The 13,450-nt window shown below is 37.8% G+C and carries 13 protein-coding genes and 1 pseudogene; 10 read left to right on the top strand and 4 right to left on the bottom strand.

Going from position 1 to position 13,450, the window contains the following annotated elements:
- Positions 1-121: 121 nt before the first annotated feature.
- From LI954_RS10385 to LI954_RS10375, 3 genes and pseudogenes are all read left to right on the top strand, one after another.
- Positions 122-784 (top strand): annotated as a pseudogene (locus LI954_RS10385) (IS30 family transposase); the annotation flags it as partial.
- Between the two features lie 20 nt (positions 785-804).
- Positions 805-1,377 (top strand): DUF6434 domain-containing protein, encoded by a 573-nt coding sequence (locus LI954_RS10380; RefSeq protein WP_229444433.1) that lies wholly within the window; start codon positions 805-807, stop codon positions 1,375-1,377.
- An 844-nt stretch (positions 1,378-2,221) separates the two neighbouring features.
- A complete protein-coding gene (locus LI954_RS10375) occupies positions 2,222-3,427 on the top strand; it encodes an aminoacyltransferase (protein WP_229444432.1) in 1,206 nt (401 codons plus the stop codon).
- Between the two features lie 96 nt (positions 3,428-3,523).
- Here the strand turns inward: LI954_RS10375 and LI954_RS10370 are convergent, their stop codons facing one another.
- The 4 genes from LI954_RS10370 to LI954_RS10355 form a co-directional block, all read right to left on the bottom strand.
- Positions 3,524-4,168, bottom strand: coding sequence for an ECF transporter S component (locus LI954_RS10370; RefSeq protein WP_202067932.1), 645 nt, complete (start codon positions 4,166-4,168; stop codon positions 3,524-3,526).
- A 256-nt stretch (positions 4,169-4,424) separates the two neighbouring features.
- On the bottom strand, positions 4,425-4,973 hold the full coding sequence (gene coaC / locus LI954_RS10365) for a phosphopantothenoylcysteine decarboxylase (RefSeq protein ID WP_202067933.1): 549 nt from the start codon (positions 4,971-4,973) through the stop codon (positions 4,425-4,427).
- 204 nt (positions 4,974-5,177) lie between these two features.
- Positions 5,178-5,942 (bottom strand): phosphopantothenate--cysteine ligase, encoded by a 765-nt coding sequence (coaB, locus tag LI954_RS10360; protein WP_229444431.1) that lies wholly within the window; start codon positions 5,940-5,942, stop codon positions 5,178-5,180.
- 11 nt (positions 5,943-5,953) lie between these two features.
- Complete coding sequence (locus LI954_RS10355; RefSeq protein ID WP_229444430.1) at positions 5,954-6,946, bottom strand: YhdH/YhfP family quinone oxidoreductase; 993 nt, start codon at positions 6,944-6,946, stop codon at positions 5,954-5,956.
- A 318-nt stretch (positions 6,947-7,264) separates the two neighbouring features.
- Here LI954_RS10355 and LI954_RS10350 point away from each other — a divergent pair, with 318 nt between their 5' ends.
- The 7 genes from LI954_RS10350 to LI954_RS10320 all read left to right on the top strand — a co-directional run bounded on the left by LI954_RS10350 (position 7,265) and on the right by LI954_RS10320 (position 13,447).
- Positions 7,265-7,807, top strand: coding sequence for a helix-turn-helix domain-containing protein (locus LI954_RS10350; RefSeq protein WP_202067936.1), 543 nt, complete (start codon positions 7,265-7,267; stop codon positions 7,805-7,807).
- A 17-nt stretch (positions 7,808-7,824) separates the two neighbouring features.
- On the top strand, positions 7,825-8,910 hold the full coding sequence (locus LI954_RS10345; protein ID WP_229442049.1) for an ABC transporter ATP-binding protein: 1,086 nt from the start codon (positions 7,825-7,827) through the stop codon (positions 8,908-8,910).
- A 12-nt stretch (positions 8,911-8,922) separates the two neighbouring features.
- Positions 8,923-9,732: an ABC transporter permease gene (locus LI954_RS10340; RefSeq protein ID WP_229442048.1), complete on the top strand. Its 810-nt coding sequence runs from the start codon at positions 8,923-8,925 to the stop codon at positions 9,730-9,732.
- Positions 9,729-10,565 (top strand): ABC transporter permease, encoded by an 837-nt coding sequence (locus LI954_RS10335; protein ID WP_202067939.1) that lies wholly within the window; start codon positions 9,729-9,731, stop codon positions 10,563-10,565. Before LI954_RS10340 ends, LI954_RS10335 begins: the two co-directional genes overlap by 4 nt.
- Positions 10,562-11,635, top strand: a complete 1,074-nt coding sequence (locus LI954_RS10330) for an ABC transporter substrate-binding protein (RefSeq protein ID WP_229444429.1) — start codon at positions 10,562-10,564, stop codon at positions 11,633-11,635. Before LI954_RS10335 ends, LI954_RS10330 begins: the two co-directional genes overlap by 4 nt.
- A 376-nt stretch (positions 11,636-12,011) precedes the next feature.
- Positions 12,012-12,323: a PTS fructose transporter subunit IIB gene (locus LI954_RS10325; protein WP_229444428.1), complete on the top strand. Its 312-nt coding sequence runs from the start codon at positions 12,012-12,014 to the stop codon at positions 12,321-12,323.
- An 11-nt stretch (positions 12,324-12,334) separates the two neighbouring features.
- A complete protein-coding gene (locus LI954_RS10320) occupies positions 12,335-13,447 on the top strand; it encodes a PTS fructose transporter subunit IIC (protein ID WP_229444427.1) in 1,113 nt (370 codons plus the stop codon).
- Positions 13,448-13,450: the final 3 nt, after the last annotated feature.

Raw genomic sequence — 13,450 nt, 5'->3', positions numbered from 1 at the left:
AATATGACTATTTTTTTGTATCGCCGATAGTAAAATTAAGCTAGATAACTAAAGTAAGTCATTTGTGCTACACTCAAAATAGTTCTGACCAAAGACTTATAAGGAGTGAAGTCAAGCATTTCCTATTTCATGCTCTGTCAGGACACTCTATCGTAAGTTCAAAGCCAATCAATTTGAGTGCATAAAATTCCCAATGAAGGGAAAAAGAAAGCCCAACAGGTATAACGAGCGTCGCAGAAAGCAAGCGTTTAAACGCACTATTTCAGAAAGAATTAATGACTATCCTGAATTTAACCAGGAATTTGGTCATTTGGAAGGCGACACAATTGTCGGCGTTCATCATAAAAGTGGCGTCATCACGCTGGTTGAGCGCCTGTCAAAAGTGATTATTACGCTGAAACCAGACAGTCGCAAAACAGTAGATATCGAAAAAGCAACCACTAAATGGTTACAAAATATTCCCAAGAACTTATTTAAATTCATTATCTTTGATTGTAGAAAAGAGTTCTCAAATTGGAAAGATATGAGTAATGACAATGATAGTTCGATCTATTTTGCAGATCCTGGAACACCGTCACAACGGGGATTAAATGAGCATTCAAATGGCTTATTGCGTAAAGACGGTCTACCTAAGAGCATGGATTTTAATCAAGTTGACCAAGCCTTTGTTTCAGCTGTCGCCTCCAAAAGAAATCATATACCAAGAAAATCATTAAATTATCAAATACCAATAGAGGTATTTTTGAGTTACATAAGTGAAGATCATTTGTCTAGCTTAATTTGACAAATAAAAAGGAGAAAAGCATGACTAAAAGACCATCATTAGACAAAAACTTAGATAGCAAAATATTTCGTGATTTCTATTATTTGAAAAAAGAGTTGGTAGACTTTTGTAGAGAAAATGGCTTGCCTGTTTCGGGAGGGAAAATAGATATAACAGATAGGATAGCCTATTTTCTTGATTCTGGTAAAGTGCTATCTGCAACACCTAAAAAGAAAAAAGCAACAGTAATATCCAATATTAGCAAAGACACAAAAATTGAACCTAATTTTGTATGCTCCGAACAGCATAGAGTATTTTTTAAGGAATATATAGGAAGTGGTTTTTCATTTAATGTAACATTTCAAAAATGGTTAAAAAGTAATGAAGGAAAAACGTATCAAGAGGCAATAATAGCCTATCATAAAATTCTTGAAGATAAGAAAATGGGAAAAACGAAAATTGACAAACAATTTGAGTACAATACCTATATTAGAGATTTTTTTGCAGATAATAGGGGAAGTTCTTTAGAAAAAGCGATTAAGTGTTGGAAATATAAAAAGCAATTACAAGGGCATAATCGATACGAAAAATCAGATCTAATAGCGATAAACTGAAAGATTCAAATTTGAATTTTTAGTATGGTCTTAATGATGTATTACCGAAAGGGAATGGGAGAACACAGCGTAAAGTTATTCGGGTTTTAATGTTGGCTAAAGGGTGCGTGGTGTTGATTAATGTTGATGGTCAAGATGAAGTTTATAAGCAATATATGGATGGAACAGTTTATTCAGATATGAAATTTGTGGAGAGATTGGTCAGTTCTTTAATGGAGAAAATAGTTGAATAATAAATTTTTTATGATATAAAGACAGAAATACTTTGAATGAGATGTTTTTGTCTTTTTTACTATCGGCGTAACTAAAAATCCAAGTTTTATTTATCTGAAAGGAAACATGACTTTTAGTATAGGGATATCGGTTATAATTCTTAGAGAAGATGCTGGATACTTATTAAACGTTCGCCCATGAAAGTCATATTTTTATACACCGAAACTTATACCGGTTGACTTCAAACATGAGAATCCTCTTCGGATCATTACGAATCGGCACGATCTTAATGTACAGGTGATTGCGACCTTGTTGACTACGCTTATTAAGCTTAAAATAGGGATAAAGGAAAAGATGTTTCAGATCAAGCGTTTGTTTCACCCGCTGTGCCCGGACTTTCCTTTTTGATTTTTTTGGAAAAAGTAAGTAATCAGAATATACTGACTACATTTATACAGCACTGATGACTTATTATAAAAGTTTACAGGTCATATTTCTTTTTTTAGTTTACAAAAGCGCAAGGAAGCGATAGAATACGGGAATATGGGAACAAAAAAAACAGATCAATCTACTGATGTTATATTAAAGCTATCAGAGTCATAGATTAATGATAAATAGGAGAGTTATGGAAATGTATGAATTTAAGATTGGCATTAATCCTGAAGAACATGATCAGTTTGTAAAAGAACATCCGTTGTGTAATTTGCTGCAGTCGTCTTCCTGGGCTAAGGTAAAAGATAATTGGGATTCAGAAATAGTCGGCGTATATAGTGATGGAAAACTGGTTGCATCAAGTTTGGTACTTATTCAGTCTCTTCCGGCAGGGTTTACGATGCTGTATACCCCCAGAGGACCAATTTTAGATTATACTAACAAGGAGCTTGTTCACTTTTTTCTGACAAATCTGAGGAAATTTGGAAAGCAGAAACGGGCACTTTTTGTTAAAATGGACCCGACAGTAATCCATAAGAATATTTCACTGACTCGTGAAGAAACGCTGAACTCTCAGGCTGAGGAAATTGTTCAAAATATTGAAGCTAGTGGGGCAAGGCATCAGGGCTATACAATGGAAATGGATGCGACCATCCAACCTCGATTTCAGGCTAATATCTATAAAGAAAACTTTAGTGAAGAGCAGCTGTCCAAGAGTACGAAGAAGATGCTGAAGCAGGCAGAAAAAAAGGGAGTCGTTGTCCATATGGGGCATCAGGAGCTGGTTTCTGATTTTGGGAAAATGGTTCAGCTGACGACAGAGCGTCAACACATCTCTTTGCGGAATGCAGACTATTTTACCAAGCTGATGACTATCTATCCTGAAAATTCATTTATTATGCTTGCAGAGGTAGATTTAAAAGCTCGTTATGAAGAAACAAAAGCTCGACATGATAAAAATAAAGAAGAGCTGGCTAATTTGAAAGAGAATCAAGTGAAGAAACGTCATAATTTAGAAGAGCTGGAATTTTCTTTGACAAGAGAATTAGCTGAACTGGAAGAGCATATTGCTGACTCAGGAGATAAGGCTGTTGTGGCCGGAACATTGGCTTTGAATTTTGGTTCAACCAGTGAAATTCTATACGCAGGAATGGATGATCGTTACAAACGCTATATGCCTGCATACAAAGCGTGGTATGAGTCCATTAATGAATGTTTTAACCGCGGCTGCCAAAGCTGTAATATGGGGGGATTAGAAGGGTCATTGAATGATGGTCTGTTGAAATTCAAATCTAATTTCAATCCGACAATCAATGAATTCATTGGAGAATTTGATTTGCCTGTGAACAAGCTACTGTTTAGAGCGAGTCAGTATGCCTATAAATTGAGAAAAGGCAGAAAATAAAAAAGAGTGTAAACCAAAAATTTAAATACCGCTCCAAAATCAGACAGAAAATCTGACTTTGGAGCGGTATTTTTTTATCTTATGATGCAAACTTTTCTACAATTTTTGTGTGGTATTTGTTTTTGTTAATCGAAGCAAGACCGCTGCAACCGCAACTGTGGCAAAGGCCGCCACAAGAGCTTCGATAATTCCGCTCGTAAAAATGATTCCCAGAATAACAGAAAATACTGTTTCGATATCAATGTCCATTGCCTGAGCATATGCATCTTTAAACAACAGGAAAATCCCGCCCATTACTAAAATAGTATTGGTTGCTGAACCGCAGAAACCTGCTATAAAAAGTCCGACTGTCTGCAAAGACTTATTATTTTCCGCTTTTGTTTTAAACAGCTTGTAAACATAGTAGGGAACAACCCCAATTAATATTCTTGGAATGAAGGCTATTAGAACTGCTTTCCAGCTTCCCTGATCTGTCCCAATAACAGGAATTACTGGTGAAAAAACAAAGGAAAGAGGAGAGATAATGATTGTACTCCGAATCATACTGATGATGCCGAAGACGCCTCCCAGAAATCCGCCAATCTTAGGTCCTAAAATAATCGATGCAATGATAACAGGAATATGCATAGTTGTTGCATTAATTGGGCCGATTGGTATAAACCCCAGAAATGGAACGACAGCGAGTAAAATAAGGATCGCTAAAAACATTGCTGTTAAAGTGAAATTTTTTGTGTTTTTCATTTATTGACTCCTTTCCTGAGAAGATGATTTGGACCGCTGCTATCATTTTGAAAGAATACATTAATATCAATTCTTATGCAAATAACAGCAGCATTGTTTAAGATCTGTCTGAAAACGCTGGTGGCAAGTATTTTTGTAGTTTTATGGATATCATCGGCATAAATCCTCACTTATGAACTATACAAGCTGCCCTTTTTCATGGACCTCCACCAAAATCGCTGAAAAACTCATTTTCCCAATAGTCTTCAGATTGGTCCTAGTGAACATTATCCAGAATCTGGTGTACATAAGCAACGATCTCATCTACCTCTGCCAGTGCACCTCTGCCAAAATCTCCACAGGCAAGTAAAGCTTCCCGCGGCTCAAGCTCCTGATAGCCGATTTCCTTCAAGGTATTCAAATTGCGCTGCATGATCAGATTTTGATACATATACGTATTCATCGCCGGTGCAATAACCTTAGGAACTTCCTCTTTCAGAGCAAGGGCAATAGTGGACAGCATATCATCTGCAATCCCATTTGCCAGCTTGCCAATAATATTAGCAGATGCCGGAGCAACAAGAAAGAGATCAGCTTTTTTGGCAAGCTCAATGTGATTAATCTGTTCAGGGTAAATTTCTTCCATTACTTCAGTATGAACGGGTCGTTTAGATAAAGCCTGCAACGTCAGCGGTGTAATGAATTTCGTACTGTTCGTAGTCATGATAACTTCGACGGAATAGCCAAGTTTCATCAGTCGACTGGTGATATCAGCTGCTTTATAAGCGGATATACTGCCTGAAACACCTAATAAAATTGTTTTCATAATAGGTTGCCACCTTTTCTTTTGTTAAGAAACCAAATGTTAGTATTATTCTAACAGAAAACAGCTGTTTAGTGATGATACAGCAATTATTTTTTCAGTATTTGTGTGTTTATGCGTGTTGCCTGATTGCTTTGCCAGTATGATTCCTCTGCTTTTAATTTGAATAATATAATCGAAAACCTTAAAAAATTTGTTGCAAATGAATCAGAATCGACTAAGTTTTTCCACATTTTTTACAATCAGCTGTGCAATTTCTATTTTTGTATCAGCTGTTTCTACATGATGATCTGCATGGATTAAAAGTCCACGGTGATTATTCCCTTGAATATTTTCTAAGTCATTTGCCAGAACGAAATCACAGTGATTTTTTTCAAGTGCAGCTGTTCCTACGTTGATCAGCTCATTGTCTGTAACACCTACAAGCAGTTTGAATCCTACTAAAACAGTATCGGGCTGATGTTCACGAATCATAGCAATTATTTTAGGGTTTTTCTTTAAGAAAAGCAAGAGTCGATCTGTATTGGAAGAAATCTTTTTTTCTGATTGACTTTGCTGACCAAGCGAATCTAGGACAGATTTTATGATTTCACTAATTTTTTGTCCCGTAGACAACTCTTCTTTTTGCAGTTTTTTTGTCAGATTCTGAATTAATTCTTCCTCAGGAATACTGATTTCGCTGGAGAAGTCGCTGACTGCCATACTATGAATAATACTGTCAAAATTGTGATTGGATAATAGCATCTTCATCTGCTGCTGAAGTTCAGCTGTTGTTTCTATTTCTATTACAGTCAGCTGTTTATTTTCAGCAGGACGAACAGCATAAGGGGTGGTCAGATAAATCACCTGATGCCCTTTTTCTAAAAAGACTTCCGCAATTGTTCGCCCTAAACGCCCTGTAGAATGGTTGGTAATGGAGCGGACGTTATCAATTTTTTCTGATGTACCTCCAGCTGTAATTAATACCTTCATTAACGATCTCCTTAATCGAATTTGATAATGGTTCTTCCGATGTGCTGCCCTTTTTGAAGAGAGGTGAATATTTCCGGTGCCTGACCCAGTGAGATTTCAGCAACTAATGCCTGCTCAGTGATATTCAGGTCAGTTGCCAGTCGATCCCAAATGGTCAGTCGTTTCTTCATATCAGTATTCACAGAGTCAATGCCCAACAGATTAATTCCCCGCAAAATAAATGGCAGGACAGTTGTTTTTAGATTAATTCCTCCGGCATTTCCGCAAATAGCAGCACTTCCTCCGTAGCTGATTAATGGCAATACAGCAGACAATGTCTCACCGCCCACAGTATCCAGAACAAAATCATATTCCTGTTTTCCAAGTGGACGGATTTTCTCAGGAATAAACTCATCTAATAGAAGGACATTGGAAGCTCCCAGCTTTTCTAAAACGGCAGCAGATTCTTTTTTTCTTGTTAATGCAGTGATGTTTTTGTAACCAAGCTTATTCAGCATGGCAATTCCAAGACTGGCTACACCGCCTGAAGCCCCTGTTACTAAAATATGTGCCTCTTTGTTTTCAGATAGTCCATGCTTTTCAAGACCATCTACACATAAAGCGGCAGTAAAGCCGGCTGTTCCTATAATCATCGCATCCTTTACCGACAGCTGTTTAGGTAAAGAGACAACCCAAGAGGCAGGAACACGTACATATTCAGAAAATCCTCCAGTATGTGCAACGCCTAATCCATAGCTGGTGACAATGACTTTGTCTTTTGGCTGAAACTGATCACTTTGGGAAGAGACGACTTCTCCACTGACATCAATTCCCGGAATCATAGGATAATTGCGGATGACACCGCCGTTTTTGAGTACCGCCAAAGAGTCCTTATAATTAATTGAAGAATAATCAGATTTGATTAGGACTTCGCCTTCGGATAATTCTTTTTCTGAAATTTGTTTAATTTCAAAGACAATTTCACCATTTATTTCTTCAACCACAAGCGCTAAAAATTTTTCCACAATGTTACCTCCATTATTATGCTGATTTATTGTTATCATCATATCACATTATTTGTTTTTTGTGAGAAAGTGTATAAGATAGAGCCTTTAAGATTTACTGATACCGCTTGGGTTTGTCTGTCTTTAAGTTAGAAAAAAATGTGACGAAAATTGTTTTCTGAGCAGCCTCTTTCTTTATAGAAATTTCTCCTTAAAAATCCTTAAAAAATAGTTGCTATTTTTTGAAAAATTTGTATACTGGAAAAGGTGTAATTAAACTACTAGTTTAGTATTACCAAACTTTTTTGAAAGACTAAATGATTTGAGTGAGGTGAGAATATGGAGATTGGTGATAAGCTGAAGAATTTGCGTGTTCAGAAAAATTTAACTCAGGAAGAGCTTGGAGAACGGACTGATCTGACAAAAGGCTACATTTCACAGTTGGAAAGGGATTTGAGTTCACCGTCAATGGAGACGTTCTTTAATATACTGGAAGTTCTGGGAGTGACACCTGAAGAATTTTTCAGTGAAGATAGTGTGGAACAGAAGGTTGTATATGGGGAACAGGATTGCACCTATTATCTTGATGAAGAAAACGGGTATATGCTGAAGTGGCTGATTCCTGAATCGAATGAAATGGATATGGAGCCGGTATTACTGACATTTGATCGAGATGGAGAGTATAAGACCTTTGAACCATCCTTATCAGAAACCTTTATTTATGTTCTGGAGGGGGCTGTTTCTTTAGTCCTTGGAGAAAACGTACACGCAGCTAAAAAAGGAGAAGCAATCTATTATGAAGCCTCCGAACCTCATCAGTTAAAAAATAAATCCAAAGGGAAAAGCAGAGTGCTGATTGTAGCAACTGAATCTTATCTTTAAAATGGGGGAATGAACGAGTGGGAAAAACAATTATTTCTTTTGATTCTGTAGCAAAACAATACGATGATGAAACAGTATTAAAGAAAGTCAGCTTTGAGATTGAAGAAGGAAAGTTTTATACGTTACTTGGTCCTTCAGGTTGTGGGAAAACAACGATATTGAGGATTCTAGCAGGCTTCACAGATGTCAGCGAGGGCGATGTCTACTTTGAAGGGAAAAAGATCAATGCTGTTCCTGCAAACAAACGCCCGGTCAACACTGTTTTTCAGGATTATGCCTTATTCCCTCATATGAATGTTTTTGATAATGTGGCATTCGGTCTTAAAATAAAAAAAATGCCTAAACAGGAAATTGAAAAAAAGGTCAAGGATGCCTTGAGAATGGTTCAGCTGCCTGGCTATGAAGGTCGGGAAATTAGTGAAATGTCCGGGGGACAGCGTCAGCGTGTTGCGATTGCCCGTGCAATCGTAAATGAGCCGAAAGTTCTTTTGCTGGACGAGCCGTTGTCTGCGCTTGATCTGAAGCTGCGGACAGCTATGCAGTATGAGCTGCGGGAGCTGCAGCAGCGGTTGGGAATTACGTTTATTTTTGTTACTCATGATCAGGAGGAAGCACTTGCGATGAGTGATGAAATATTTGTGATGAATAAAGGAAGAATTATTCAAAGCGGAACGCCGGTAGATATTTATGATGAGCCGATTAATCACTTTGTTGCTGATTTTGTTGGAGAAAGCAACATTGTTGATGGGACAATGATTGAAGATAATCTGGTGGAGTTTGTTGGAAGACAATTTGAATGTGTGGATGGCGGTATGCGGTCCAATGAACCGGTTGAAGTCGTTATCCGACCGGAAGATCTGTCCATTACAACTCCTGATAAAGGAAAACTGGTTGTTACTGTTGACACCCAGCTGTTTAGAGGAGTTCACTATGAAATTATTTGTTTTGATGAACAGAAAAATGAGTGGATGGTTCATTCCACAAGGAAAGCAAAAGAAGGCTCTCAGGTAGGGCTGTTTTTTGAGCCGGAAGATATCCATGTTATGCGATTTAATGAATCTGAAGAAGACTTTGATGCACGTCTTGAAAGCTATGAAGAGTAGAGGAGGCAGGAAATGAAAGCAGTTCGTCGAATTTATTCGATTCCTTATACATTATGGCTGCTGTTGTTTGTAATAGCACCGGTTTTATTAATTATCTATCAATCTTTTTTCGATATGAACGGGCAGTTTACACTGGAAAACTACCAGATTTACTTTACTTCTGGAACTTATCTGGCAATGACGTTTAATTCTGTCTGGTATGCCTTTTTGATTACTGCAGTGACGTTGCTGATCAGCTATCCGACAGCTTATTTTCTGACAAAACTGAAGCATAAGCAATTATGGCTGATGCTGGTTATTTTGCCGACATGGGTAAACTTGCTGTTGAAGGCTTATGCGTTTATCGGAATTTTCAGTGTACATGGAACAGTCAATCAGTTTTTAGGCTTCATTGGCATCGGGTCGCAGCAGATTCTCTTTACAGACTTTAGCTTTCTGTTTGTGGCTGCCTATATTGAACTGCCATTTATGATTATGCCGATTTTTAATGCATTGGAAGAAATGAATCCTTCGCTGATTAGTGCCAGCCGGGATTTGGGTGCGAACAATACTGAAACGTTTCGCAGGGTAATTTTTCCATTGTCATTAAATGGTGTAAAGAGCGGGGTTCAGGCCGTATTCATCCCGTCACTTTCGTTATTCATGCTGACTCGCTTGATTGGCGGAAATCGTGTCATTACGTTGGGAACAGCGATTGAGCAGCATTTTCTGGTTACGCAAAACTGGGGAATGGGCTCGACCATTGGTGTCGTTTTGATTGTTGCAATGGTAGCGGTGATGCTCTTGACAGGTGAAAAGAGAAAAGGAGGGCGGATCAAATGACTAAAAAGCGTTTTAAGTGGTCAAATATCTATTTGGTTCTGGTTTTTCTTTTACTGTACGCACCAATTTTTTATCTGATCTTGTACTCATTTAATGATGGAGATACAATGAATAATTTTACCGGCTTCACCTTTGACAATTACAGGGCTGTGTTTGAAGATACACGCCTCCTGATTATTGTGTTGAATACATTTTTGCTTGCTTTTTTATCTGCGTTGATTGCGACTGTTATTGGAACTTTTGGAGCGATGGCTATTTACTATACGAGAAGTCGCAGAAACCGAACAGCCTTGATGAGCTTTAACAATATTCTGTTGGTATCACCAGATGTTATTATCGGTGCCAGCTTTCTGATTTTCTTTACTGCTGTGGGCTTTATAAGTTTAGGGTTTACCAGTGTTCTGTTGTCTCACATTGCTTTCAGTATCCCTATTGTCGTTCTAATGGTTCTGCCAAAGCTCCAGGAAATGAACGATTCCATGGTGGATGCTGCCAGAGATTTGGGCGCAAGTAATTTTCAAGTATTAAAAAATATCGTATTACCTTATCTGTCTCCTGGGATCATTGCCGGTTATTTCATGGCGTTCACGTATTCTTTGGATGATTTTGCTGTAACGTTTTTTGTGACAGGGAATGGTTTTACGACTCTTTCTGTTGAAATTTATTCTCGGGCAAGACAAGGGATTAGCCTGGAAATCAATGCGCTGAGTGCTCTAGTCTTTCTATTCTCAATGATTCTTGTCATTGGCTACTATTTTATCAGTCAGGACAATACCTCTAAACGATTAAAAAAAATTCGACGCGAACAAAGCGAGGTGGCTAAACTGTCATGAAAAAGCTGAATTCTTTATTTGCCGGCATTCTTGTGATTATTTTACTGTTGTTTATCGGTGTTGGACAGTTGGAACGTGCAAGCGGGATGGCTGGTGCGGATACTCTGACTATCTACAACTGGGGAGATTATATTGATCCGGCTCTGATTAAGGCGTTTGAAAAAGAAACTGGCTACAAAGTGAACTACGAGACATTTGATTCAAATGAAGCAATGTTCACTAAGATACAGCAGGGGGGAACTGCATATGATATCACCATACCATCTGAGTATATGATCCAGAAAATGATAAAGGAAGAGATGCTTCTGCCTATTGATCATTCCAAACTTAAAGGGCTGGAAAATATTGATGAACGTTTTCTGAATCTGGATTTTGATCCGAGTAACCAGTATTCTATTCCTTATTTCTGGGGAACATTGGGGATTATTTATAATGACAAGTTTATCAATGAAGAAGAGATGCAGGAGTGGGATGATCTGTGGCGTCCGGAATTGAAAGACAATCTGATGCTGATTGACGGGGCGCGTGAAGTGATCGGCCTATCGTTGAACAGTCTGGGCTGCTCGCTAAACAGTAAAGATGATCGCGAACTGTTCGAGGCTTCGAAGAAATTAAATTCATTGACAACAAATGTTAAAGCGATTGTGGCAGATGAAATCAAGATGTACATGATTAATGAAGAAAGTGCTGCGGCTGTTTCATTTTCCGGTGAAGCTGCTGAAATGCTGGATGGCAATGAGCACCTTCATTATGTTATTCCTTCACAGGGCTCGAATTTGTGGTTTGATAATATCGTTATTCCAAAAACAGCTAAAAATGTTCAGGGAGCCTATGATTTTATCAATTTCATGCTGAAGCCGGAAAATGCAGCACAGAATGCTGAATACATCGGCTACTCAACACCGAATAAAAAAGCTAAAGCGCTTCTGCCCGAAGAAATCTCAGAAGACGAACAGTTCTATCCAAGCGATGAAACAATCTCTCGTTTGGAAGTTTATGAAGATTTGGGACAGGAATATTTAGGTATTTATAATGATCTGTTTCTGGAATTTAAGATGTATCGTAAATAGGGTGGAATCTTCGGTAAAAATGAACATCATCAAAATTTTTGAAACAGTTTTACCTATTATTTTTATTGACAGATTCACAGTTTAAAAAAAGCGACTATTTAGTCGTTTTTTTTATAAACCTTAATGAGTGGAAAGTATTCAATAGCCAAAAGTCAACAAGGGCTAATCTGCAAACCAGCTTCAGAGCACTGCCCCCACCTAGTTATAAATTTTTTTGTAATACTATGAAAAATATGTATTTGGTATAATTATAGTATCAAAATAATTTTGAAATATAAAAAAGAAAAAAATACCATAAATATGTAACCGCTTTCTTTAAAATATTCTCTATTTGAAAGAACTATACTAGATTTATAAAGAAAGGGAGGAGAAGCTTATGAAAATTGTAGGTGTAACCGCGTGTACTGCTGGAATTGCTCATACGTATATCGCAAAAGAAAAACTTGAAAAGGCAGCAACCAGAGCAGGGGACGATGTGAAAATTGAAACGCAAGGGTCAATAGGTGTTGAAAATGAATTATCTTCGGAAGAAATAAAGCAAGCAGATGTAGTTGTTATTGCCACAGACATTTCAGTCAGCAGGGATCGGTTTAAAGGGAAAAAAGTAATTGAAATACCTATTAGTTTAGTGATGAAGTCACCCGAGGGAGTTATAAAAAAAATCCATGAAAAATTGGTTAAAGGATAGGAGTGAAAACCATGAAGGGAAAATTTGCTATTAAGAAGCATGTAATGACAGGGATTTCCTATATGATCCCTATTATTGTAGCTGGCGGTATTTTAGGCGCTTTAGCTAAAGGATTTGGTGGGTTTGATATCGGTGATCTAATTGAGCCCGGGGCAACACCCTTTACAAATATGAATCCGTTTACTTGGGTTGGTTTCTGGTGGGGAGTGAATAAAATCAGTTCTTATGCAATGAGCTTTGCCGTAGCAGTAATGACGGCTGGGACTTCCTATTCTATTGCAGGAAGACCAGCAATAGTTCCAGGGCTTGTATTGGGGTTTGTTGCTACAGAAACGAAAGCTGGCTTCATCGGCGGAATTTTGAGTGCATTTGTTATTGGCTGGTTTGTTAATTGGATGAAGAAATGGAAAGTTCCTGAATGGTTGAAAGGATTGATGCCTGTATTGCTTATACCAACATTAACTTCATTTGTTTGTGGAATGCTCTTCTTAATTGTACTATCTCCTCCTTTAGCGTACATAATGGATAAATTCCAATTATGGATTATTTCTCTAAATGGTGGAGCGAAATCAGTTATTGGTGCTGTTATTGGTGCAGGTATGGGCTTTGATTTAGGTGGTCCAATCAATAAGACTGCTTCTTTAGCAGCAAATGCATTGGGGGCTGACGGTATCTATGGACCGATGGCAGCAAAGATAGTTGGTGGTATGACACCAGCAATCGGAGCATTTATAGCAACCTTGGTTGCAAAAAATAAGTTCTCTCAAGCGCAAAAAGAGACTGGGAAAGCGGCTTTACCGCTGGGTTTATGTTTTATTACTGAAGGATGTTTACCATTTGCAGCGGCAGATCCGTTTAGATTCATTTTTAGTTCAATGTTAGGTTCTTCTATTGCAGGAGCAATCGCTACTGGAATGGGGGTTGAATCTGTTGCTGGCCATGGAGGTATTTTTGTTGTTCCGATGATGGAAAAACCAATATGGTTCCTAATTGCTTTATTTGTCGGCTCATTTACAACTGGTATTGTGTATGGATTAATTAAAAAATCAAATGAGCAGCAATCTGAATCAGAAGAAAATGAAGCAGATCTGGATGATATTGATTTTGATATAACTGTAGAATAAAAA

This window comes from Enterococcus sp. CWB-B31 (genome assembly GCF_020567645.1).
Lineage (GTDB): Bacteria > Bacillota > Bacilli > Lactobacillales > Enterococcaceae > Enterococcus_L.
Note: the sequence above shows the minus strand (reverse complement) of the source record. Positions and strands in the feature narration are given on the sequence as shown.